Origin of the sequence: Nonomuraea sp. NPDC050547 (assembly GCF_044457345.1) — a bacterium.
Classification (GTDB): Bacteria; Actinomycetota; Actinomycetes; order Streptosporangiales; family Streptosporangiaceae; genus Nonomuraea.
On sequence record NZ_JBITGW010000041.1, the window covers coordinates 1 to 23,675 of the forward strand.

General features: G+C 69.2%; 21 protein-coding genes. 13 read left to right on the top strand and 8 right to left on the bottom strand.

What is annotated here, in order from left to right:
• Positions 1–397: 397 nt before the first annotated feature.
• From ACIBHY_RS53850 to ACIBHY_RS53860, 3 genes are all read right to left on the bottom strand, one after another.
• A complete protein-coding gene (locus ACIBHY_RS53850) occupies positions 398–748 on the bottom strand; it encodes a hypothetical protein (protein ID WP_397310961.1) in 351 nt (116 codons plus the stop codon).
• 207 nt (positions 749–955) lie between these two features.
• Entirely contained in the window at positions 956–1,741 is a 786-nt protein-coding gene (locus ACIBHY_RS53855; RefSeq protein ID WP_397310963.1) for a pentapeptide repeat-containing protein, read from the bottom strand.
• Complete coding sequence (locus tag ACIBHY_RS53860; protein ID WP_397310964.1) at positions 1,738–2,151, bottom strand: hypothetical protein; 414 nt, start codon at positions 2,149–2,151, stop codon at positions 1,738–1,740. Before ACIBHY_RS53860 ends, ACIBHY_RS53855 begins: the two co-directional genes overlap by 4 nt.
• Before the next feature lie 480 nt (positions 2,152–2,631).
• Between ACIBHY_RS53860 and ACIBHY_RS53865 the strand changes: the two genes are divergently transcribed.
• From ACIBHY_RS53865 to ACIBHY_RS53875, 3 genes are all read left to right on the top strand, one after another.
• Positions 2,632–2,865, top strand: coding sequence for a hypothetical protein (locus ACIBHY_RS53865; protein WP_397310965.1), 234 nt, complete (start codon positions 2,632–2,634; stop codon positions 2,863–2,865).
• Positions 2,866–3,010: 145 nt separating this feature from the next.
• Entirely contained in the window at positions 3,011–3,397 is a 387-nt protein-coding gene (gene ssb / locus ACIBHY_RS53870; protein ID WP_397310966.1) for a single-stranded DNA-binding protein, read from the top strand.
• A 98-nt stretch (positions 3,398–3,495) separates the two neighbouring features.
• Positions 3,496–4,266 carry a hypothetical protein gene (locus ACIBHY_RS53875; protein WP_397310967.1) on the top strand — a complete coding sequence of 257 codons (771 nt, stop codon included), beginning with the start codon at positions 3,496–3,498 and terminating at the stop codon, positions 4,264–4,266.
• 44 nt (positions 4,267–4,310) lie between these two features.
• Here the strand turns inward: ACIBHY_RS53875 and ACIBHY_RS53880 are convergent, their stop codons facing one another.
• Positions 4,311–5,351: a hypothetical protein gene (locus ACIBHY_RS53880; protein ID WP_397310968.1), complete on the bottom strand. Its 1,041-nt coding sequence runs from the start codon at positions 5,349–5,351 to the stop codon at positions 4,311–4,313.
• A 1,013-nt stretch (positions 5,352–6,364) separates the two neighbouring features.
• Here ACIBHY_RS53880 and ACIBHY_RS53885 point away from each other — a divergent pair.
• The 7 genes from ACIBHY_RS53885 (at position 6,365) to ACIBHY_RS53915 (ending at position 11,691) form a co-directional block, all read left to right on the top strand.
• Complete coding sequence (locus ACIBHY_RS53885) at positions 6,365–6,550, top strand: hypothetical protein (protein ID WP_397310970.1); 186 nt, start codon at positions 6,365–6,367, stop codon at positions 6,548–6,550.
• A 493-nt stretch (positions 6,551–7,043) separates the two neighbouring features.
• Positions 7,044–9,020, top strand: a complete 1,977-nt coding sequence (locus ACIBHY_RS53890; RefSeq protein WP_397310971.1) for a hypothetical protein — start codon at positions 7,044–7,046, stop codon at positions 9,018–9,020.
• 134 nt (positions 9,021–9,154) lie between these two features.
• Positions 9,155–9,307: a hypothetical protein gene (locus ACIBHY_RS53895; RefSeq protein WP_397310972.1), complete on the top strand. Its 153-nt coding sequence runs from the start codon at positions 9,155–9,157 to the stop codon at positions 9,305–9,307.
• A gap of 63 nt (positions 9,308–9,370) precedes the next feature.
• Positions 9,371–9,652 carry a hypothetical protein gene (locus ACIBHY_RS53900; RefSeq protein WP_397310973.1) on the top strand — a complete coding sequence of 94 codons (282 nt, stop codon included), beginning with the start codon at positions 9,371–9,373 and terminating at the stop codon, positions 9,650–9,652.
• Positions 9,649–10,803: a hypothetical protein gene (locus ACIBHY_RS53905; RefSeq protein ID WP_397310974.1), complete on the top strand. Its 1,155-nt coding sequence runs from the start codon at positions 9,649–9,651 to the stop codon at positions 10,801–10,803. Before ACIBHY_RS53900 ends, ACIBHY_RS53905 begins: the two co-directional genes overlap by 4 nt.
• On the top strand, positions 10,790–11,035 hold the full coding sequence (locus ACIBHY_RS53910) for a hypothetical protein (RefSeq protein WP_397310975.1): 246 nt from the start codon (positions 10,790–10,792) through the stop codon (positions 11,033–11,035). Before ACIBHY_RS53905 ends, ACIBHY_RS53910 begins: the two co-directional genes overlap by 14 nt.
• Positions 11,036–11,061: 26 nt before the next feature.
• Positions 11,062–11,691 carry a hypothetical protein gene (locus ACIBHY_RS53915; protein WP_397310977.1) on the top strand — a complete coding sequence of 210 codons (630 nt, stop codon included), beginning with the start codon at positions 11,062–11,064 and terminating at the stop codon, positions 11,689–11,691.
• 81 nt (positions 11,692–11,772) lie between these two features.
• Here ACIBHY_RS53915 and ACIBHY_RS53920 read toward each other — a convergent pair whose 3' ends face one another.
• Positions 11,773–12,546, bottom strand: a complete 774-nt coding sequence (locus tag ACIBHY_RS53920) for a nuclease-related domain-containing protein (RefSeq protein ID WP_397310978.1) — start codon at positions 12,544–12,546, stop codon at positions 11,773–11,775.
• Positions 12,547–13,035: 489 nt separating this feature from the next.
• On the opposite strand from ACIBHY_RS53920, the gene mobF reads away from it, so the two are divergent.
• A complete protein-coding gene (gene mobF, locus ACIBHY_RS53925; RefSeq protein WP_397310979.1) occupies positions 13,036–17,631 on the top strand; it encodes a MobF family relaxase in 4,596 nt (1,531 codons plus the stop codon).
• A 613-nt stretch (positions 17,632–18,244) separates the two neighbouring features.
• Here the strand turns inward: mobF and ACIBHY_RS53930 are convergent.
• The 3 genes from ACIBHY_RS53930 to ACIBHY_RS53940 are packed head-to-tail and all read right to left on the bottom strand — an operon-like array spanning position 18,245 to position 22,412.
• Positions 18,245–19,153 carry a hypothetical protein gene (locus ACIBHY_RS53930; protein WP_397310980.1) on the bottom strand — a complete coding sequence of 303 codons (909 nt, stop codon included), beginning with the start codon at positions 19,151–19,153 and terminating at the stop codon, positions 18,245–18,247.
• Positions 19,150–21,105 (bottom strand): type IV secretory system conjugative DNA transfer family protein, encoded by a 1,956-nt coding sequence (locus tag ACIBHY_RS53935; RefSeq protein ID WP_397310982.1) that lies wholly within the window; start codon positions 21,103–21,105, stop codon positions 19,150–19,152. Before ACIBHY_RS53935 ends, ACIBHY_RS53930 begins: the two co-directional genes overlap by 4 nt.
• Entirely contained in the window at positions 21,102–22,412 is a 1,311-nt protein-coding gene (locus ACIBHY_RS53940; RefSeq protein ID WP_397310983.1) for a DUF2637 domain-containing protein, read from the bottom strand. The genes ACIBHY_RS53935 and ACIBHY_RS53940 overlap by 4 nt, the downstream gene beginning before the upstream one ends.
• A gap of 658 nt (positions 22,413–23,070) precedes the next feature.
• Here ACIBHY_RS53940 and ACIBHY_RS53945 point away from each other — a divergent pair.
• Positions 23,071–23,205, top strand: a complete 135-nt coding sequence (locus ACIBHY_RS53945; RefSeq protein WP_397310984.1) for a hypothetical protein — start codon at positions 23,071–23,073, stop codon at positions 23,203–23,205.
• A 177-nt stretch (positions 23,206–23,382) separates the two neighbouring features.
• Positions 23,383–23,610, top strand: a complete 228-nt coding sequence (locus ACIBHY_RS53950; protein ID WP_397310985.1) for a hypothetical protein — start codon at positions 23,383–23,385, stop codon at positions 23,608–23,610.
• The last annotated feature ends 65 nt before the right edge of the window (positions 23,611–23,675 follow it).

Below are 23,675 nucleotides of genomic sequence, written 5' to 3' on the forward strand. Positions count from 1 at the left end.
CGGCGACCCGATGCCCTGGGACATCGCGCTGTCCACGGCCTGCCCGGCCTGCCTGGAGGTTGCCCTCATCGCCGAGCATGGCGAGGCGGCCGCCCGCGCGGGCGGCGCCGGAACGCACCGATAGGCCACGGGACCACGGTGAGTCCGTGGTCCCGTGTGTCAATAGCGGAGCCACCGCTTGCGCTTGTACCTGCGTGAGTCTGACCAGGAGTGACGGGTTACACCACGGCGTACGTGAAGGCCTCGCCGGCGACGTCTTCGGCGCCGGGCCACCTCTGTTGACCTGGGGTTGCGCTTATTGACACGGACAACTGTCCGACAAGATCGCGGCCTTCCTCACGCCACGTGGCCCGCGAGCACGGCGGCGAGAGCCGTACGCCGGGCCGGACGTTGGAGGTCAGCCGCGGAAGCGGTCGAGGGAGTCGGCGTGGCCGAGCATGCGGGTACTCGCGCTGTGCATGGCGTCAGCGTGGTCGGTCAGCGCCGCCGCGTGCGCGGTCAGCGCTCCGGTCTGCGCCGTCATCTGGTCGTGGCCGTGGCGGAGTTCGTGATAGATCGCCTGCAGCAGCGTGAACTGCGCGTCGGCCAGCCGCTCGGCCGGAGTCAGGGCGGCCAGTTCCGCCCCGCTCATGTGGTCGTAGCCGAGCCCACGGTAGGTGGTCTCGGCGAACTGGTAGAGCTCTTCGGCCGCGGCCCGGTCGCTGCGCGGCGTGTCCTCGGGGGCGGGGGTAGCGGAGGAGGTGTCCACGAGCACGACGGTAACCCGGTCGCCGGGAGGGTGAGGAGATCGGTCCGTCGATGCGGGCCGAAGACGCCGACCGGCTACTTGGGGTGGTGCCAAAACTCATCGATACTAGTGAACGGAGATCGCCCTTTAGAGCGTCGCTCTACTGATTGGTAACTTGGGGGAATCTTTCCTTCCCGCAAGCAATCCGCAACCCCCGGAAAACCGCCCTCAGACCAGCACCGGAGCACTCTCCGAGACACCCTCCGCGCGCACCCGCCACCGGCCATCCGGCAGCTGCTCCGACGCCACCCGCAGACGCTCCGCCCACTCAGCATCCGGCCAGGTGGTTCCCTCATCCCACACCGCTTCGGCCAGGACCGCGCCGGTGAGGTCCGCGCCGGTGAGGTCCGCGCCACGCAGGTCCACGTCGATCATGAGCGCGTCGGTCAGATCCGCGTAGGTCAGATACGCGCGAGTTAAGTCCGCGCCGGTGAGGTCCGCGCCCTCCAGGTGCGCGCCCTCCAGGTGCGCGTCGATCAGGTGCGCGTCGGCGAGGTCCGCGCCCTCCAGGTGCGTGCCACGCAGGTCTGCCTCGACCAGGATCGCCTCCATCAGGTGCGCGTCGCTCAGGTCCGCGGCGCGCAGATCCGCGCCGTACAGGTGCGCTTCGTACAGCTCTGCGCCGCGCAGATCCGCGCGCTGCAGGTTCGCGTTGCTTAGGCCCGCGCCGGCAAGCTTCGCGTTGCGTAAGTCCTGGTCGGGGCCTATCTGGAGGCCGCTACGAGCGAAAGCGGGCAGCGTGGTTTCGCTGACATCGACATCGCCCGAATCGCGGCCGGGTGGCACGGGAAAGACAACGGCCATCGTGTCCGGGGCGGCGGGCCGGGCACCAGCGGCGAGAAGGACCTGGGCCCAGAAGGGCGAGAGGGTCACCCGCAGCCACGGCCAGCGCGGCTGAGCCGCGCGGGCCAGCTGGCCCAGCACGCTGTCGGGACGTGCCCGCACTCTGTTCACCCCGTCCCCTTCTCGACTGCTGTGGCATCCTCGGCGACCGCTGGCACTCCGGGGGCCGCAGCTTCTTCCGGTTTGCGAACGCTCACCTCAACCCCGGCCAGAAGGCCGCGCACGCTGGCCTCGGCGCCCACCCCCAGCAGAAAGGCTGGCCAGGGCCCGGTCATCTGTCCGTGGGCGGCGGCGGCCACCCCGGCACCCAGCAGCAGCGACGTGGCCAGCACGAACAGCCGCGCCCAGAAGCGCTCGCGTACCTCCTCGGCGCGAAGCTGTCCGGCACCGCCCCTGCGGCGCCAGGGCCAGCGATAGCCCGCAGCCTTGACCGCCGCCGACAACGACACCAGCGCGGCGGCGCCGCCACCGGCCAGGCCCCACAACGCGGCCTGCCACACCCCGAGGATTTCGGCCTGCATGGCCCTGACCGTAGACCCCCGGACGGCGGATTGCCTGCCTCGTGGAGATAGGCGTGGAAAGTCACCTTTCCGCCCGGGTGTCAGCGCAGGACCAGAAGGCGAAGAGCTGAAGAGCATCAACGGAGCCCGCTTCGCGGGCACGCTTCCCCCATTTCCCCTCCCGGCGACGCCGGACTGTACCCGCCACTCGTCACCCGGCAAGGGGCCGGAAGATCGTTTGCAGAGTGCGCAAACCATCTTCGGCTTGATCCCTTGCCGGCCTCCTCGCTGGCGGGCCCATTCCGTCTTTTGTCGCCGGGAGGGGAAATGGGGGAGGCCCGAAGGGCAAACCCCCAGGTCAACCCTCACTGTGCGGCGTGCCGGACTCAGACCAAACCAGCGAGGCAACCCCTTTGGGGGCGGGAACGCCACCCTGCAGGCCGCCTGCCCACTGATCACGGCACCTGACCCTTTGCCGATCAGGAAGAACGAGGGCGCGAGATGGCTCGACGGCGTACCCGCACCAGCGCAAGCAAGGCCAGGAGCACCGACAACGGGCTCGACTGGTCGGGCGATGACGGCATCAGCCACTGGGGAGGCGGTGAGCGCCGGCCCTGCCGCATCTGCCGGAAGCCCGCCTTCCTGGTCGACGACGACGGCCGCCCGTGCCACAAGGTGTGCGCCGAGACCGAGGCCCGCACCACCGCGGCGGCCGCCGCATCCATCCCCGCCTGACCTGGAGGAACCCTGTCATGGATGCCCTGTGGTGCCCCGAGTGCGCCTCGGCCAACGTCGAGCCCACCATCGAGCCCGGCGTGCTGGTGTGCCTGGACTGCAGCGAGACCATCACCCACTGACCTGCCCTGCGAGGAAACCTGTCATGACCACGATCACCTTCTCCGGCAACCTCACCCGCGACGCCGAGTACACCATCACCCCGTCCGGCACGAGCCGGCTGTGCGTGCGCCTGGCCGATACCCCCCGCCACCATGACCCCGCCTCGGGCGAGTGGAAGGACGGTGCCACGGTCTACCTGAACTGCACCGCCTGGCGTACCGTCGCCGACGACATCGCCGAGGCCGAGCTCAAGCGCGGCGCGCGCGTCATCGTCACCGGCAAGCTCATCTACCGCGAGTGGGAGAGCGCCGGCGGCGAGAAGCGCGAGGGCCACGAACTCGTCATCCAGGAGCTGGCCCGATCGGTGCGCGGCCTGGCCAAGCGCAAGAGCCCCGCCTCGGCTGACACGGCCGACGAGCCGCCCTTCTGACCAGCATCGTTCACCGGGCCCGTTGAGGATCGACAAGATCCCCGGCGGGCCCTAGTCTTGACGTGTACACGACAACTGTTTGCGAAGGAGACCGCGGCATGACCGTCACCGACCACGGCTCCCACATCATCACCGCCCTGGAGAGCGCATGGGCCGACATCCAGCAGCACCACCCCCAGGTGCCAGCCGTGGTGATGATCACCGGGACGAGCGCGCAACGCGGCGGCGAGCGGTGGGGCCACCACTGGCCCGAGCGCTGGCAGCTGGCCGAGACGCGCGGCGGCGGCCGCGCCCCCGAGCTGTTCATCGCCGGGGAGCTGCTGGCCAAGGGCGGGCGAAGGGTGATGGAGACCCTCCTGCACGAGGCCACCCACGCCCTGGCCGCAGTGCAGGGCATCAAAGACACCAGCCGCGGCGGCCGCTACCACAACCGACGCTTCGTCGAGCTCGCCGTCGAGCTCGGCCTCACCGGCCCCGCCGAGCCCTCCGCTGGCCGGGGATGGTCGGATTGCGTTCTGGGCGAGACCAGCGCCGCTGTCTACGCCTCCACCATCTCCGCCCTCGACCAAGCCGCCCTCGCCCACCTGGTCGACCTCTGGACCCTCATCGACGGGCAGGAAGGCGACCCGCTACCCGGCGACCTCAACGACCTCGGTGGCGACGAGCAGCCCGAAGACGGCACTACCACCACCCCGGGCAAGGGCACCTCGACGACGAAGAAACGGCGAGCCGGCCAGCGCCTGGCCATGGACTGCACGTGTGAGCCGCCGCGGCGCATCCAGCTCACCCCCCGCGTCGTCGACGACGGGCCGGTGCTGTGTGGGCTGTGTGGCGAGCCGTTCACTGCAGCGCTGGCCGAGGAAGAGTAATAGGAGGCGAGGCGCCAGACGTGTCAGCGTGGCTACCGGCGACGTCAGTTTTGTGCATATAAGTCCGATAAGTCGCCCGGAGGGCGATCCCTTGCCCGCGGTCGCCGGCGGCCCTGCGCCTCGATTATATACCAGTAGTCCTGAATTTTTGAATGGACCAAAACTGGCGGAAGCATGTCCGGTTTTATTGGATGGTCGATATATGTGGGTGCAAGGAATTGTTGTTCGGTGGGCGGGATGTTTTCATAGTCGATATGTGCAGGCGCATGGAAATCTTTTGGTTCCTCGGTGGCTTCGGCTAACTGAGACGAAACGTCGTCACCGTCGCATGTAGAGGGCGCGGGCGGGTTACCGCGAGTCTTCCAGCAGGCCTTAACAAGGAAGTCAAGTTCGGCACGGGGAAAGTGGACCGACTCACGTTTCCCCGGCGGACCGCCGAATCGCTGCAGCCATGCGAAGTCGGGCGTCCCCTCCCTTGGCACAGGAACGGGGAGAGCTGTGGCCGGTGATGGTTGAGGGAGCCTTGGCGCGGTGGGGGAGGGCGAAGGGGCGGCAAGAGCCGGAGCCGGCACGGTCTCTTCAAGAGAGGGGAGACGCTCAACCAACGTCCGCTTCGCGGCCAACTCCTCGCGGGCATCCAGCAAACCGACTGGCAAGCGGTCTGTAGCGGCATCCTCCAGCTTGTCGGCTGGTTCGGCCTGAGCCAGCTTCCCCTGGGGCGATCTCCAGTACTCATCCATGGCCGCCTTGTGGAGCAGCTCAAGGTGATCAAAGGAGCCCAGGCGCTCTACTGGGTTGTCGACGCCGCTCTCTTCCAGGGCCTCGACCCAGACCGCGTTGACCGCCCAGTAGTGCAACAGCGGGGCCGGGCTGACTCGTTCCTTACCGGTGAGCATCGCGTGGATCTTTGGACGAGACCGGGGAACGGGGTTCTTCTTCCCTTCATTCGAGCGTTTGAGGCCCTCGCTGATGCGCTGGAGAGACAGCTCAGCAACTCTGCGGCGTCTTTGGACCTCTGCGTAAAAGAGCTCGGCTGCGGGGCGCCCGAGACAACCTTGTCTCGGGCTACTTTCGATCTTGTTCATAAAGGGCGTCCTAGGGGGAGGAGCACGCTCCATTGAGTGCAACCGTCAAGCATCGATGGTGTTACTCAAACCATAGTGTTCCCTATCGCCTCACCAGAAACGCCTCAACTCGCCGTGGAGCTGCCAAACGAGGCGAGTTGGACGGTGTGCTCGCGCGCCGGGCGCCCTGGTCTGTTAGATGGCAGCGCTATAGGCACATCAAATGCAAGTGCAAGTCACTGGCGGGCAGGTTCGATGAGAGCGCAGGTCATCCAGGCGTGCGGCACGATCCGGAACAACCCGGAACAAGGCGAAACGGTACAGAACGCCTAGTAAAGATTCTTTCCTGAATGGCCGGTGACTTTCAATTTGAACGCCGCATTTCGCTGGATTTCCGTGATGGTAAGGATGCTTTCCGGCTCGCTTTGCGGCAGGTTTAGACAAGAAGCCTTTCTGGCGTGTACACGTCAAAGAGTGGATGGGACTGTTCCGGAAGTGTCCGTTTCGGTTCGTTTCTTACAGGGTCGATCCGGCCTCTATACATGCGCTGAGCTGCGGTGATGGGATGAGGACGGCTCTCTGCCCTGCGCCTCGCGCGCGGGTGCGTGAGGGGGGATTTCAGTCCTAAATGGAGGCCCGAATGGACACGTCGCTGTGGCTCATGGTGGTGCTGATCATCATTGCTCCGGCCGTCGGCGTGGGCATGATCGCGGTTTGGCTCGCGCTGCGCTCCGGTCGATCGCTGCCGGCGGCTTTTCTCATTGCTATGACCATCGCCGCTCCGACGATGGGTGCCCTGGCCGCCACGGTGGCCGCGTTGGGCGGGTTCACCTCGCTGAGGGAAAGCCGGGTACCAGTACCGGCCGAGGCGGTGCCCACCACGAGTGCGACGAGTAGAGCTGAGGCACGCGCTGGGCAACTTTTCGGCGACACGCCGACTGTGTGCATGCAGAAGCCCTCGCCGATGCGCAATGATCTCCGGCATGCCAACGGTACGAGGACGATCGGTCAGGAGGAACGGGGGCGGTGGCAATGTGCCGCTGCAGACTCGCGTTCCCGAGGAGCTGCGCAAGCGCTTCGACCTGGCCGCCGAGCGGCGTGGGATCTCGCTGTCGCTCTACATGGAGTTGCTGATCAACTTCGACCCCGAGGCGCCTACCCAGGCTGAGGCCGCGCAGGCCTTGGCGGCGGACAAGAGCCGCTCGCTACTGACTGCATAAACACGTAGGCCCCGGCAGCCGGCCGGGGCGTTCTACGGCGTCGGGAGAGGTATCTGCCCTCGGCAGCCAACCGAGGGTGTCTCTCGCGGCATCGGCCTCACGTGGGTGAGGCCCGTAGGACCAGTCCGCTACCAACGGGCTGGAATCAATTTCTGTGAGTACCAAACCCTCCAGGTGGAGGCGGCCTTACCAACCGTCCTCACCTGGAAAGAGAGGAGGTCGCGTATCGAGTAGGCCATTTCCCTGCCGGTCTGGCTGACCGGTCAGTTCATCCCGATTTCTCTGGGCTGAGGTCGGGCGGCTTTGTGCTGCCCGGAGGCCCAGTGTCTCCGAGGACGTCTTGATGGTATCTGATCGTCGCTCGGCTGATCCAGCACGCCCAAAACCGGGCGTGTCGGTGATCCCGCCCACTGAGGGCGATTCCGAGCACCTTTCGCGCGCGTTGTACGGCGCGCTTCGAGCGCTTGCCCCGCGGGGCAGAGCGCGTTTTGACGTGTACACGCCAACAGGGTGGGCGCACTCCTACCGGCGCACCGCCAAGCTGGGCGAGCAGGTACCGGCCGGGCCGTACGCCTGGTATCTGACCAACCGCCGCCTTGAGTACGTCTTCGTCGTCTTCGATCTGGACGCCGGCCGCTTCGGCCGCCAGGCCGTCGAGCGCGACGCCGATGAGTTGCTCGTCGAGCTGGACGCGGCCGACGTGCGGTATCTGGTGTGTGAGAGCGGGCCGGGCGGCGGGGTGCACGTGTGGGTGCCGGTGGTGCCGACCGCCGCGGCGGTGGTGCGCCAGATTGCCTACGCCGCGGCGCGGCGCTGGCCGACGCTGGACAAGAGCCCGCTGACCAACCCGGCCACGGGCTGTGTGCGCCCGCCGGGGGCCCCGCATCGGGCGGGGGGTTACTCGGTGCCGGTGTGGGAGTGGATGCCCGTCACCGCGGCGGCTGCGGCGGCGGCGCTGTCGGTGCCCAACGACGGCGAGGCCGTCGAGCGGCTGGCGGTGGTGCTGGGGGCCGAGGAGGTCGACGCCGGGCAGGTGGAGGCCGAGCGGGTGCGGCCGGTGGAGTCGACGGCCCGCGGGGCGCGTCTGGCCGGGCGGCGGCGGCCGTGCGATGTGGCGGGGCTGCTGGCCGCCACCCCCCCGCCGGAGCGGGGGCACGCGCATCTGGCGCGCATTTTGGTACGGCTGGCGCTGGCGCGCTGGAGCCTGCCGGAGGTGGCCGAGCTGGTGGCCGCCCATCGGGCGGCGCCGGGGCTGGTGCATCTGCGCCGCCAAGACAGCGCCAGTGGGCCACGCGAGCGCAGCCGCGCCGAGCAGGTCGAGGTGTTGGCGCGTCAGTGGGATCGGACGGTGGCCTACGCCTCGACGTTGCGCCGCGAGCAGCCCGCCGGCGACGACGTCCACGCGGAGGAGGAGTGGGTGCGCCGGGTGGCGGCGGTGGTGGAGGTGGTGGCCAGCGTCGAGCAGGCGATCGAGGCCGAGACGGCGAGCGGTCGGTGGGCGCGCCAGTCGGGCCCCTCCGACCGTAAGGCGCTGGAGTATGTGATGGAGGTGGCGCTGGTGGCGGTCAGCGCGCTGGTGGAGGTCGATTGCCGCCGCCTGGCGCTGGAGACGGGCATGGGCAAGAGCACCGCCGCGCGCGCGCTCATGCGGTTGTGTCTGGACGGCTGGCTGAAGCTGGAGCAGGCCGGGGAGGGCCAGCGCGCCCACGGCTACCGCCTGCTGCCTCAGGTCGTCGATGAGCAGCCTGCCCAGCCCGCAGCCCATGGCCGGGTTCCACACCGGCCCGCAGTGCTCGGTGACGCAGCCGGTCACCCTGTGACGCAAGAGATTTCAGGGGGGGATGGGACACAAGCGACCCCGCGCCCCGCCCTAGACCTCCGACCTGCCCTCACCGAGCGTGCGCGGCGTATCCAGGCGCTGCAGCACCGCAGATCGATCTGCGCCCACGACGCGTTCGCCCACCCCAACCAGGCACTTGGGCACGCCGGCCTGGGACGACATGCCGCCGCGACGGCGGCCGCCGTGCACAGCCACGACCTGTACAAAGTAAAGGACCTGGCCGCGCACACCGGCTACAGCCGCGCCGCCACCCGCCGCCACCTGACCGTCCTCACCCGCCACCAGCTCGACCCCCGCCCCGGCACCAGCGCACGCTCGGCGGCCGCCCGCGAGCGGCTACACCGCCGCCTGGACCGAGCCGCACGCCAGATCGGGTCCAGCGGCCGCCGCGAGCGCCGTCACCGCCGCTACGCCATCGAGCGCGAGGCATGGCGCTGGTGGCTGGAGGAGCTGGAGTGGATGAAGACCACCGGCAAACGACGGCCCACCGCGCCCGGACAGCGCCGCCTGGTGCTCGCCGGCGCCCCCCGCTACGCCAACCGCGACGCCTACCCCCGCGACCACCGCGGCCGCGCCGACCACCGCGCCGCGCGCGCCCGCCTGGTCGCCACGCGCGCCGCCGCGGCGTGACCGAGCCGACCGCCAAGATCGACGAGTGAGTTAAATTCGTTTCGTTTCATTTCATTGATTCATTGCGATCAACGAAATGAATGAAATAGAATGAGGGTGTTCGGAGATCGACGCGACAAGGAAGGGACAAGACGATGAGGCCTCGACAGACTGATGTGGACCTGGAAGCGCACCGGGAGGCGTGTGGGGACGAGCAGGACTTCGCCAACGCCCTGGTTGACGCGCTGCGGAAGTACGAGCCCGAGCAGGACTGCTTTGGGGTGGCCTGGCAGCGCAAGGAATCCTGACCTCGACAGTGGGGCCCGGCATCCGGGCCCCTGCCTGGTTTCGACCTCGGAGGGAGAGGCGTGATGCGCGAGGCGGACGACATCGAAGCCGCGGCCGCTGGCCTGGCTGTGGCCTTGCAGGAACTGTGTGAGACCTACCCGACTGACGACGGGCCGGCGGTGGCATCGCTGATCGTGCAGCTCCACGACGGGCCTCGTCACGTGGTTGCCGTGCAACCCGGTCAGCTGTCGTGGCTGTTGAGGCTGGTCATGGACGAGACGGCGACGTGCAGCAATGCGCACGCGGACGGCAACAGGATGTGTGCCCACTGCGAGGGCACCGGGCGAGTGGGATGGGACCGATGATGACCGAGAACGACGTCGAGCGGACGCTGTGCCGTTTCCCCGGGTGTCAGGACGAGCGCGAGGCCAGCACCGGGCCGGGCCGTCCGCCGGAGTACTGCGAGGACCCGGGGCACACCGCGCTGACTGCCTTTCGCGAGCGCAAGCGGCTGGAGCGGGCGGCGCGGGGCGAGGCGGCCGAGCAGGCGCACGAGGACTTCGACCGGCCGGTGAGCATGAGCCAGGCCCGCGGTGCCGAGCTCGCGCGTAACCTCGAAGGGCTGCTCACCCAGTTCAGTGGCACCGTGGAGCGTGCGCTGTCGGAGCTGCGGACCGCCGGCGACCCGGAGGCGGCCGAGGCCGAGGTGACCGCCGCGCATGCCAGCGCGGCCGAGGCCGTGGCGGCCGCCGAGGCCCGCGCGGTCAAGGCCGAGCAGTCCGAGCGGGTGGCGGCCGGGTCGGTACGGCAGGCCGCGGCCGAACGCGCCCAGGCCGACGCCGTCGCGGAGGAGGCCCTACAGCAGGCGGCCGAGGCCGAGGCCCGCGCCGAGCAGGCCGTCGACGAGCTCGCGCGGCTCCGGGTCGAGCTGGAGGCCGAGACACGGACCGTCCAGGAAGCCGCCGCCCGCGAGGTGCAGGTCGCCCGAGAGGAGCGGGACGAGCAGGTGGCCGCCGTCGAGCAGCGCGCGGCCGCCCAGGTGCAGGCCGCTCAGGACGGGGCGGCGGCCGAGGTCGAGCGCGTCACGGCGACGAGCGCGGCCGCGGTGGCGCAGGCCGAGCGGGACCGGGACACCGCGCGCGCCGAACTGGAACGGGTGCGCGCCGAAGCGGCCGAGCAGGTGGCCGACGCCCGGCAGCGCGCGACGCGAGCCGAGCAGCAGGCCGAGGACTCCCGAGGCGAACTGGAGCGGGTGCGGGCCGAGGTGGAACGCGTGCGCACCGACGCCGAGACCCGTCGCCAGGAGCTCGCCGACGCCCACGCCGCGCAGGTCGAGGCGATCACCGGTCGGGCTGTGCGCGCCGAGCAGCAGGTCGACCAGGAGCGCAGCGAGCGCGCGGCGTTGACCGAGCGGGCCGAGCGGGTGCAGAGCGAATTGGACGCTGCCCGAGCCAAGATCGCCGAGATCACGGCCAGCGCCCGCACGCCCGAAGGAGGCAGCAGTGGGCGACGCTGACGAGCTGGAGCCCTACACCGAGGTCGACGAGCACGGGGTGAAGGCCGTCTACTACGGCGACGGCGAGCTCGACATCGAGACCACCTCCCAGAAGGCCGACCAGGACAACGAGGAGGACGAGAGGGCGATGCAAGGCGAGTACAACCCCATCAGATGGTGCGTGGTGTGCGGCTGGAGCACCGAAAACCAGGACGAGCAGGAGTGCGGCTGTGAGGACGGGCCGCGCTGCTGACACCCCCCGAGGAGGAAGCCAAGGCGATGGGCGGCGAGGTGTGGGAGCAGCTGGCGATGGGCGAGGACCCCGCCGTCGATGCCGCCCAGCGGTGGCACCAGCACGAGCTGGGTTTGGGCTTGGTGGCGGCCGCGGGGCGCGTGGCACCGGCCGTGCCGAGCGAGACATGGCAGGTCCTGGTGGAGCACGCCCCCACCAGGCAGCGCTATCGGGCGAAGGTGTGTCGGCGCGGTGATGATGCGTGCTGGCCGTGGTGGGGAGCGATCAGCGACAGCGGACACGGCAAACTACGCGCGGGCAGCAAACCCGAAGGCACCAGCCGAGTGGTGACCGCGCACGTGTACGGCTGGCAGCTGCACCACGGGCTGATCGCCGCGCGGGCCGGGGAGGACCTGGTGGTGGCGCATGCCTGTGATGAGGCGGCGTGTCAGAACCCGCGGCACTGGCGGCTGGTGGAGCGATACATCAACAACGCCGAATACACCGCGCGCCGTGCTCGTGCTGAGGGCCCGCTGGCCGACGTTCGCGGAGCCGGCGGCCGCGCCCGCGCTGTGGCTCACGCCATCGGCGCGGCCCGCCGGGCCGGGAGCGATGTGGAGGCGGCCATCCTCGCCGCCCAAGCGGCCGGAGTGGGCGGCGCGCCGCGCCTGATGTGAGGCCGAGCGAGCGCCGAGCACGTGCGCCGTTTCGCCGAGCAGCTCGACCGGCCGGGCCGGGAGGTGGCGGTCGGCGGCGGGTCAGGGAAGGTACGGCGGGAAGACGGCGGCCAGGGTGTGGGCGGCCGCGACCACCTCGCCGGGAGTGAGCGTGGGCGGCGCCGAGCGGACCGCGCGCGGTACGTGCCGGGCGCGAAGCAGCATCACGTTCTCGACGAGCAGCGGACGAGCAAGGCCGGGAAGGCGCGGGCCGTGCACGGCTACCACCGCGCGCACCGCGTCGGCGGGCACCGTGCGGGCCAGGGCCCGCTCGACGGCCTTTCGCTCGAAGGCCAGCCCGCGAAGCAGACGGGAAGCGGGCCGGCGGCCGATGTAGAGCGTGCGGTTGAGGCCGTGCACGCGGGTGCGGCGGTGCCAGGCTTTCGAGTCGACCACCCACACCCCCGAGGGGCCGATGACGAGGTGGTCGAGGTTGGCGTGCGAGCCGCCGATGGCGCGATCGTGGAGCACCACGTGCCCGCCGTCGACCAGCTCCGCCAGCAGGCGGGCCGTGGCGCGCTCACCACGCGCGCCCTTGCGCCAGGAGGCCGCCTCAGACCAGCGGTGGTAGCGGAGGGCCAGGCCCGCGGCGACCAGCAGCGCCAGACCCACCCCCACCCGCCAGTCCAGCGCCCAGCCCACCAGCGCGCCGGGCGCGGCCGCGAGGGCGGCGCGCACGGCCAGCCGGCGGGGGCGGTCACGCGCCAATTCGGCGCGATATTGCGCGGTGGCGGACGCACCCGCCCGCGCCAGGGAATCCGAGGGCGGCGGCGCCAGGGGAATGGGGGAGAAATTGCCGTGCGGGAGCGTGCTCATGCGCGTCTCCAAGGCCAGGGGGAACGAGCGGGGGACCGTTCTTAGCTCGACGGTACGCCGCGGCGGCGACAGTTTCCCGTCGTTCCGCGTTCGCGCCGCGAGATGAATTCGCGGCGCGAACGGCGTAAAACACCGCCCTGGGGTAACAGTGGCCGCCACTAACCCGCGTGGAAAGCGCACCCAAAAACGCAATCCCGCACCCAGTCCCGGGTAACAGTCGCGCTCACGCGCGAACCTCCCACAGCCCGGAAACGCCTCTTACCGCACACACTGCAAGGCCGTACACACCCAAGACCCAACCCTCACAGCAACCCACCATGATCCACCTCACGACCACACAACCAAGATCCGCACACCACCTCATCTCACCAACCTCACCCACTCATGATCTACAACACACCTAGGCATTATTAATGATCATGGTATGATGAGCCTGTCCGTGATCATCGCCGCCCTGCCGGGGCGGTGCCCCGGAGGGAGGTCGTGAGCATGCTGAGCATCGCGCGCGGCTATGACCCGGGGTATTTGACGAGGTCGGTGGGCCAGGGGGCGGAGAACTACTACCTTTCGGCGGTGGCCGAGCACGGCGAGCCGCCGGGGGTGTGGTGGGGTGAGGGCGCTCGGGTGCTGGGGTTGGAACCTGGGTCGGTCGTTCAGGCTCCGGTGATGGAGAAGCTGTATACGCACTTTCTCGACCCGCGTGACCCGGACTTTTTGAACCAGGACGTGCCCGACGTTGAGAAGGCGTATTTGGGGCGGCGGGCCGGTAACTACAAAAGCGCCGATGACCTCTTTGAAATGAAGCTGGCCGCCGAGCCGGAGGCCACCGAAGAGCGTCGTCAAGAGCTGTGGATTGAGTCGCAAAAGGACGGGCGTGGCGCGGTCCGGTTTTTCGACTTGACGTTTTCTCCCACCAAGTCGGTGTCTCTTCTGCACGCGGGGCTGCAGGCCTCGGCGGTGAGCGCGCGAGCGGCCGGGAACATCGAGCAGGCCGACGCCTACGAGCGGGCGGCCGGTGCGGTGTGGGAGGCGGTGATGGCGGGGGCGAGCGCGAGCCTCAACTACGCGCGCGAGCACGCCGGCGCCGCGCGGGCGGGCTATCACGGGGTGTCGGTCGAGCAGCGGTCGACGGGCCGGTGGGTGGAGGCGGGCCGGTGGGTGGTGGGTCAGTTCCGGCAGCACACCAGCCGGGAGGGTGACCCGCAGTTGCATGTGCATCAGGCGGTGCTCAACAAGCAGGAGTGCGAAGACGGCACCTGGCGCACGCTCGATAGCCGGGCGCTGTTCAAGGTGCGCCCCGCGGCGGCCGCCTTTGGTGAGCGGGTGATGGAGGAACAGCTCACGCGCGTGCTCGGGGTGGAGTGGCGGGCCCGGCCGGACGGCAACGGCCGCGAGGTGGTGGGCGTCGACCAGGAGGTCATCGACGCTTTCAGCTCACGGCGCGTGCAGGTGACCGAGGACCTGCAGCGCCGCATTGAGGACTACGAGGCGGCACACGGGCGTAAGCCGAGCGCGCGGGCGCTGTTCAAGATGGCCCAGGACGCCACCAAGGCCACCAAGGCGGGCAAGCCGAAGCTGGAGGCGGCGCCCACGCGCGCTCAGGAGTTGGCCGAGTGGGAGAGGCGCACCACCGAGCAGGAGATAGGCCAGCTCACGCAGATCCCCGCCCAGGTGCTGGGGCGGCGCGATCCGGTGAAGGCCTTTGGCGATGCCGAGCACCTGGCGGAGATGGACATGGGTCGCGTCATCGCCGCCGCAGTGCAGGAGGCGCAGAACGAGCGGCACACCTTCACCCGCTTTGAGCTGGTGCGCTACCTGTCCCGTCACCTTCCCGACCACCTCGGCGGCTTGCCGGCCGAGCGGGTAGAGGCGCTGCTGGAGGAGTTGGCCGACGACGCTCTCGACCCGGGCCGTAGGGAGGGGGTGCGGTTGGTGACGGCGCCGGAGGTGGTGGAGTTCCCGCCGGAGTTGGTGCGGGAGAACGGGCGCAGTGTGTATGAGGCACCGTGCTCGGAGCGCTACACCACCACCGCGGTGTTGGACACGCAGCAAGTGCTGATCGCCGCGGCGTTGGATCGCACCGCGCCACGCCTGGAGGCTCAAGCGGTGGCTGCTTGGCTGGGCCTCGATCGCGCTTGGCTGGAAGGCGAAACGCTCGGCGGCGCCGCCGAGACTCCCTCCGGGGGCGCGAGCGCGAGTGAGCAGGCTGGCGGGCGACCGCACAGCGAGCAGCAGATCGCCGCTTCAAGCACGACCACGCTTCGCCTCGACCAGGCCGCCGCGGTGTTCGGCATCGCCACAAGCGGGCGGGGAGTGGATGTGCTTTCCGCTCCGGCCGGGGCGGGCAAGAGCTACACGGTTGCTCAGCTGGCGGAGATGTGGCGGCAGCTCGGCGGCGGCCGCGTGGTGGGGCTGACCACCGCGCAGAACGCGGCGAACGTGTTGGTGGAGGAAGGGCTCGACAGCGCATCCAACATCACCCGCTGGCTGATGGAAGTACGGGTTGGCCGGACGCGGGTGGAGCCAGGGCAGCTGATTGTGGTGGACGAGGCGTCCATGGTGACGGTCGACCAGCAAGCGGCCATCCAGCGCCTGGCGGCCGCGCACGGCGCGAAGGTGGTGTGGGCTGGAGACTGCTCGCAGCTGGGCGCGCCGGGGCGCGGGGGCATGATGCGCCAGTTCGCGCAGGCCGCCGGCGCCTACGAGCTGGTGGACGTGGCGCGCATGCGCGAGACATGGGAGCGAGACGCCTCGGTCAGGCTGCGCGAGGGCGACACGCAGGTGCTCGCCGACTACGACCGACACGGCCGCCTGGCCGAGGGCCAGCGCGAGGCCATGCAGGAAGCGGCCTACCAGGCGTACCTAGACGATGTGCTCGCCGGAAAGCACACGATGCTTTTGGTGCCGACCAACGAGCTGGCCAGTGAGCTGTCCGCTCAGGTGCGGCAGCAGCTGGTTGAGTTGAAGCGGGTGACCGAGCATGGGGTGAGGCTGCGTGACGGGAACATCGCGGGGGTGGGTGACATCATCACCGCGCGCGCAAACGAGAGTGGAATCCCCATCGGCGACACAGGGCGAACGATCACCAACCGAGATGTGCTGAAAGTCATTGAGGTGGGCGCGGGGACGGTTCGCGCACGGCTGCTCGACAAGCACGGCAACCTCGGCCCGGCGGTGGAGATCGAGGCCGAATACGTGGCCGAGAACGTGGAGCTTGGCTACGCCGGAACGGTGCATGCGGCGCAGGGGCGCACGGTACAGACCTGTCACGGCCTGGTCGATGAGAGCGTGACGCGGGAGATGTTGTACGTCATGCTCACCCGCGCTACCGATGGCAACTACGCCTACGCCGTGGTGGAGGCTGACCAGCGCGAGGCGGACTTGCGGCCGGGGCCGCAGGAGCCGAAGCAGGTCCCAGACGTCCAGGCCGGGGCAGGGCTTGGCGTGTTGGCGGCCGCGCTTGAGCGCACAGAAGACGATCAGACAGCGATTGAGGCAGTGCGGGCGGAGGCCGAGCGCGTCACCCATATGGGCCACCTGTCGGCGATGTGGCTGAGTGAGCAGCGTGAGCGCGCCCCTGACGCCTACATCGACCAGGCCGAGGCCCGCGGGGTGCTGACTGGGCGCGACGCTGACCGGCTGCGCGCCGATCAGGCGAAGGGCAGCCTTGCGCGGCTGCTGCGGGAGCTGGAGGTGTCGGGCCGGGACGCGGCGCGCATTCTGGATGCGGCCATCACCGAGCGCGAGCTCGACAGCGCCGACTCGATCGCCGAGACCCTCCACTGGCGCATCACCCAGGCCGGGGCGGCGCGCGGGGTGGATATGCGGGCGCTGGAGCCGTCCGAGGACCACATCAAGGCCAGTTGGCGTGAGCGCACTCCGCAGCTGGGCATCCCCGCCATTGATCGCTTCCTTGAGCAGCTGGCCGAGCGCATGGACCAGCGCAGCGCTGAGCTGGCCGAGCGGGCCGCCGAGCGCGCGCCCGCGTGGTTGGTGAAGGAGATAGGGCACGCGCCAGACGAGCCCCAGGAACGAGAGAGCTGGATCAAGCGGGCCGGGCGGGTGCTGGGCTATCGCGAGCAGTACGGCATCGCCGCCAGCGACGCGCTGGGGCCCGCGCCTGGACGCGGCAATCCCGAACAGCGGATGGCTTGGTACGCCGCTTACGACGCGTTGGGCCGCTCGGAGAGCGAGCGCGACGCCGCCAGCGCAACGCTGGGTGAGCTGTGGGTGGCGCGGGCGAGGTATGAACGGGAGGCGCGGTGGGCGCCCCCGTACGTGGCCGAGAAGCTCAAGGCGGTGTCGATCTCGCTGCGCGAACACCTCGCTTCGGCCGTGCGGCTGCGGGCGCGCGCCGAGCGGGAAGCGGACGCGGAGGTGCGCGAGACGCTGGAGGTGCAGGCGCGCGGGTATGACGCGCTGGCCGGCGAGCTGCAGACGCAACGTGAACGGCTGGTGGAGATCGACGACTCGCGCCAGAGCTGGCATCGAGCCACGGAAGACGCGCGCATCGCGGCCATGCGCGCCGACGCCGAACTGCGGCGGCGCCCGGAAGTAGACGCAGCAGCACTGCCGTCCTTGCACGTGGAGGCCAGCGGGGAAGGTCCGCCAACGCGCGATCAGACCGTCGACCACGACCAGCATCACCAGGTCCACGAGGGTCAGCTGGAGCTGGAGTTCGAGGTCGAACACGTCGAGAAGCAGCCGGAGCCGGTCGAGGAGCGCGAGCAGGCCGAGGTGGAGGCCTTCACCCCTGGACAGACGGCGCTGGACTTGTACGGCGAGGCCCAGCACGCCCAGGAGCGCGACGCCGAGGATCGGGGCGTAGTTCGGGCGATCCTCCAGGCTCGTACCGCCCGCGAGATCATCGCCGGGCGAGAGGCTGGCCGGGAGGTCGACGACGGCGAGCGGCTGCGGGCCAGCCGAGACGAGCGGATGCGCGCAGAGAAGGCCGCCGAGCGCGAACCTGAGCGGGTGGCCGGCGAGCGCGAACAGCTGGAGAAGCGCGAGCAACAGCGGGCGGTCGAGTACCGCGCTCGCGCGCGGGCGGCTGAATCGGAGCAGGGCGCGGAGATGGAACTGTGAGAAGCGCAGATGCGCGGGCTACCGTACCTGGTATGAGCTCGCCAGACGATGACAGCTCGTACAGGCCACTGATGCCCCTCTGGGAGGAAGTAGCAGCATCCGCCCCGCCTCCAGACACACGGCCCCCGCTTACGGACGATGAGGCCGAGGAACTGCGCCGCAGCGTCGACGAGGACGGGCCGCGGGGGCTGGATCTGAGAGAACGCCAGGCGCTCGACCGGGTCCGTTTGGTTCGCACTCCTGAGCGGATTGCGCGCGAGGAGGCTGTGGTGCGGGCCGAGCTCGCCGGCGAGCCGTATGGGCATGGCTGCTTGGACGCGATCGCCTGGGCACTGGGGCGGTGTGACCGAGCGCCGTTGACCAACGAAGTACGCCCGGGACTGCCGAGTCGCTTCCTAATGTGGGAAGTCGCTTTGGAAGGGCAGAAGATCGTTGAGGCGGCGACCGGGCAAGAGCACACCCGGCCACGCGAGGAGTACGCCTTAGGGGTTGGAACAGCACTGCTGTGGCTGACTGGCCGCTCCGCTGAAACTCCGTGGAGCCGGTAGCTTCCCGCAGGCATGCATGAGGGCCATGAACCCGACGCGGGTTCATGGCCCTCATGCATGTGTGATCAGCGTCGTGATTGTGATCGGGCGGCGGTCGGTTGGGGCCGGTTGGTGATGGTTGCGGCGTGGGCTTTGCTGGCCGCGAGGGCGTTTTCGTAGGTGGCGTATTCCTCTTGGGTGATGTGGTGGAGCTGGGAGAGGTGGCGGGCGCGGGCCATGACGTCAGCTCGCAGATCCTGGGGGGTTTGCGGGTGGTTGGCCTGCTCCTGTAGCTGGTGGAACTCGGCCAGGATGGCGATGCGTACGGCCTGGTTGAGGTGCGTGCTGTCGTCGCGCGGCGGGATGGGCACCAGGTGAGGACGGCCATCGTTGGGCGGCGGGCATGCGCGGGTGCGTTCGTTGGCGGTGGCCATGACGTCGTCGACGCTGCGGCGGAACTCGACGGCGTGATGGGCCCGGCCGCCGGCGTGGTCGTAGGCGGTTTGGTAGAGGCACCGCAGCATGGCCACGTCGTTGACGAGGTCGAGGTGGCGAGGCCAACAGGCGCGAAGGCGGGTGGCTGTCCAAGGCCAGCCGGTAAACAGCACGTCGCGCACCCACGCGAGGAGTTCCTCCAGCCATTCGCGGCGATCGGCGGCGGGGACGTGTGTCCAGTCTTGGGGCGAGGGGGCTTTGGCCGGGGGGTTGTCGAGCATCTGGCCGACGCTGTCGGCCAGCTTGCTGACTTCCTCGGCCAGCTCCGGCACCCGGTTTGCCTCAGCGCGCAGCTGCTCGACTACGGCAGGAAGGCCCGAAAGGGGGCGCAGTTGGCGGGCCAGGTCGACATGGCCTGTGGTGAGGTGCTCGACGTTGGCGCGCACCCCGCCCACATCCACGCTCAAGGTGGCCAGCGCGGCCAGTACGGCATCCAAACCGGGAGCCCGGCCGGTCTGTCCGGCCGGGCTCGCGATGTCGCCGAGGTACTCCTCGCTCACTGCTGCCTCTCGTCTTCGTCCCATGGCGACCAGCGCTTGGCCTGGGGCATCTCTTCGGTAGCCCCCTGCAGGTCCTCCAGGCGCAGGGGCGGGGGCGGCGTGCCTGCCGCCTGCACCTGGCGGAGCGGCGATGGCGGTGCCGTCTGGCGGCGCTCGCGTCGAGGCGTGAGCTCATCGAAGGCAGGCACGCTGTCGACCTCGTGCAGCAGCTCCGGCCGTGGGATGGGTACGGGGCGTGGCGTGACGCTGGGCAGCTGGATGCCCATGCCCGACTTGGCCCACTTTCTGTACTCGGCCAGCTTCCACACCCGGTCAACCTTGACGATGGTGGGTTTGCGATCCCCCAGCACCACCACCGCATGCCACGGGGGCAGGCGCCGCACGTCTTCGGGAGTGAGAATGTCGACGTCGTCGTAGGTGGGGCGCCGACGCGATCGGGACCGGCCTTGAGAGTCGGTGCCATCAGCGACGCTTTCGCTGCCCACCCGCATGCGGCGACGACCGAGCAGGCTGCAGATCTTCTTGAGGATCTCCTCATCGGTGGTGGCGGTGTAGACGACCTTGCAGGTGGCCAGATTAAAGATGGTGTCCGCGCCGTCGTGGCCGTAGCGCTCTTTGAGTTGTGACCATGCCTGCACCAGTAGATTCATGATCACGCCCGAGCCGGCCGAGTAGCTGGCCCAGGCCTGGACGGGGATGGGGCAGAAGTTGGCCACCTCATCGAGCACCATCGAGAGCGGCGGGTCGAGGGCTTGGGAGGTGCCGCGCGAGCCTTCCTTAACGGCGCGGAAGAAGATCTCGCTGGTCAGGCACAGGAACAGCGGCGCGAGTTCGCGCGAGCCCGGGTCGGCGACCAGGTACAGGGTGTCGCGGGTGGTCAGGAATTGCTCGATGTCGAAGAGGTCGCGCTCGGTGCGTGGTTCGAGCGCGTCGGCGACGCCGGGGTGGGCCATGAACTTGAGGACGTTGCGCACCGTGGTGGCCACGGAGGCTTGGGTGCGCTCGGGCAGGGTGATGTACTCGCCGACCGCCAGCACGGAGGCTTCATAGGCGCCCTCGTGGCGCTCAAGGACGCGGAGGGGGGTCTCTTCGCGCGTGATGATCCACTTCAAGACCGTGCGCAACGTCACCCGCACCAGCGCGCCCGCTTGCAGGTAGCCCGCGAGCGTGAGCACGGCCTGGTCGCTCCAGAAAGAGGAGTCGTCGAGTTTGGCGTTCACGCCGGCGACGAGGTATCCGGCGCGCAGCATCGCTATCTCCGCGTCCTGGCAGCCCGCGACCAGGTTCCACTTGAACGTCGAGCCGTAGTCACCGACCCCGGCGGGGTTGAAGACGTGCAGAGTGCCGTACTGCTGGCGTACCCCGGCGGTGCCGGCGATGAGGTCGCCGCGCACGCTGGTGGCCAGCACCGGCCCGGGGGCGCGGATGATGCGGGCGGCGGCCGCGGCGCTCTTGCCTTGCTGAGGTGGGGCGACGGTGAGCTCAACGTGTTTGAAGCTGGCGTAGGCGCGCCGCCACAGCGGCAGCGCCCTGCCCAGGCCGATGGCGTACTCGCTCGGCTGGCCGAACCAGCGGTGTTTCCAGCCCAGCGACGGGCGCGCGCGCTTGGCGGCCTTGCGGGCCGGGCCGCGGCCGTACCCGCGATACAGCTCCCACAGGCCCGCCCAGCCGGGGCCGGGGTGCCAGCCCATGCGCAGGCGGTAGCGCAATGGCAGCACGGGCTTGGCGGGCGCGAACACGCGGCGGGCCGAGCGGGTGCCCAACGCGAGCACCACAAGCACGACGACCCATCCCCAAAACCCCGGCACGATGTCCCAGGGCATGGGGAGGTTGGCTTCTGCAGCCAGCGCAGCCGGGCTGGCGAGGGCAGCCCGCATGGGGGATGGTGCGATGGCCGGGGCACAGGGAGGCGCAACAGTCTCGACGACCCCGGGAAGGTCCTGATGTGTCATGAGCCACTCCCTGCATCGATCATGTCGTACGGGGCTGACATTTCGTGGCTGTTTCGGGCCTCCACGGTGTCGAAGTGCTCGTAAAGGTAGGCTCGGGCGGTTCCCTCGCTCTGCAGGCCCGCCGCGGCGGCCAGCTCGCCGGCCAGTTCGCCGATGGCGGCGCGCTTGCCATAGCGGTGGTCGCCGTCTTTGCCGAGGTGCTCGTAGAGCACGATGAGCCGCTCGCGGCCAGAGGTGGCCTTGGCCAGTTCCTCCAGGCGGCAGCGTGCGGCGCGCTCACGCTCCCAGGCCTGGAAGGTGGCGGTCAGACGATCGTTGAGGCTGGCCAGTTCCTGCTCGATGTTGCGCCGCTCGGCCCGGCGGGCAAGGACGGTGCTCTGGTTGAGCCGTTCGGCCATCTCGGCGCGCTCGGCGGCGATGGCGTCGGCCTGGGCCTGTAGTTGGGCGGCGGTTTCGGCGCGTACCTGCTCGACGGTCGTCTCCGCCTCGGCGGCCTGCTCAAGTGCGCGGTCAGATGCCAGGCTGGCAGTCGTACGGCCAGGGGCCAGCGGGGCTGTCTCCAGCACCCATGTGCGCACGCCGCGGCAGGTGCCCTTGGGGTCGAGCATCAGGCGGAGGAACCACAGAAGAAGGCGCACCATGGCGCGCAGCACCCGCCAGGCCGACACGAGTACGCCGGTGAGGATGGGAGTCTCGTCCGTGTCGGCACCTCGCTGGGCTGCGACGCGGCGCCGCACTTCCACGATGTAGCTTTCGAGCATCCAAGCCATGGTCACAGGGGCTATGACCGCGACGAGCATGCCTTCGATCGTGTGGGGCGCGTAAAGGATCTGCGCGCCCAGGCTCAGGCCGAAGAAGACCATCACGCCGACGCGGGCGCGGAGGCTGGACTGACCGCGTAGCGCGGCGACCAGGGCGACCAGGGCCATGGCGACCCAGCCGACATCGGGCAGGGCGGCGATGATGACCGCGCGGACCTGGTCGGCCGCGGTTGGGTTGGCACTGGTGTGGTTGTGGAGCAGGGCGAACAGGCGCTGTGCCTCGTAGCCGACGAAGCCCGCACCGACCAGGGCCCCGAAGATGAGGACGCCAGCTGCGCCGAGCAGCCGACCGGAGAGGCGTTCGCCTGGGGCCTCGGTGGTCGACCCCGTGCGGTAGACGCGCGTCTCCTGCACTCCGTCCGGGCCGATCGACAAACGAGCTGAGTCGAGACCATGACCGTTGGCGATGGGGTGGCTATCGGCCGTGCGCATGCGCCGCCGTAGGATTTTCTTCAACATCACAAGGTTCTCCTTGTTGGTGTTCACCCCGGGCGGCGACGACTGATCCGCCAAGATTGAGGCGTCGTCGTCCGGGCTTGATGATCTGTGGTGTTAGGAATCTGCCGCCGTTGCGGCAGGAGGTTGTGGTCTGCCTAGGCGCTCCAGGAGCCCTCTTCGCAGTTCCTCCTCAGTGTCGCCAGTCAGGGAATCGCCGAACGAAAGCACGACAGCCACGCCCACTCTGATCAGGGTGTTTGAGGTGATCCTTTCCCCACCTCGGCGTGACTTGGCGTCCTGTAGTTCTCGGGCGAGCTCGTCCAAGCGTGTCCAGGCGTCGCCGCCGAGCGGCACATATTTCGGCCGCAGGGTGGACCCCTGTCCTTCTGGCGTCATGCAGTTCTCCAAAGGTGCGAGAGCCCCCGAGGCAAGCTCGGGAGTCTTGGGAATCAAGACTTTCGGACTCTCGAAGTGAAGCACGACACCCCATCTCCTTTACACCGGCGCGGTTCAGCGCATCACTGTTGCGTCTCCTGTATGAGATCACAGTGAAGCTATAAGTTCAAGACTCTTGAACTTCAAGACTATGCGTGTAATCGTAAGGCGACAGGTCGCAGGAGCCACAGGGCCCAGCGACACAAAAGCCCCGAGGCGCTCATCCGACCAAGAACGTTCGCCTCGGGGCCCTCTTTCGAGGAGTTCCAGCATGCCAGATCGCAAGGACAAGCTGTGGCCGGCCGGGGCCAACACTGGCCCGAGCAAGCCTCTCTACTCCGGTAACGGCGCCATCCAGACCTCGCAGAAGCCGAACGCCGACAGCCAGACGGGCGACAAGCGGTGAGCGCGAAGAAGGCGCCCGCCAGAACAACTGGGCGACGCGTCGACCCCACCAAGAAGGCACTGCCCGGCGGGTCTGGGCCCGCCAAGTTGCCGCGTTGTGGCATGTGCGGCAGCTACCTGTACGTGAAGACCCTCACCTGTCCGGTCTGTGATCGGTGAGGCGGTCATGAGAGATCGAATGTCGGACAAGCAGCGGCGGCAGGCTGCGGCCGCCGCCCGTGACGCTAACCAATTGCGGGCCCTGGCCATTGCCGCCAACGGCCACGGAGTGAGCCGTCAGGACAGAAATCGAGCCGCCGAAAAGCTGCACCAGGCCGTTGGCGAGCGTAAGGCGCAGCAACTGCAGGAAGACGCTCTGCGCCAAGCCGGCGCGGGCGCCAAGGGCCTTCGCCGGTTCTTCGGATAGAGCTCATGGCCTCCAAGCGCACCACCGGCCGCGAGGCCGCTTGGGCCGTTGGGGTGGTGGTGAGG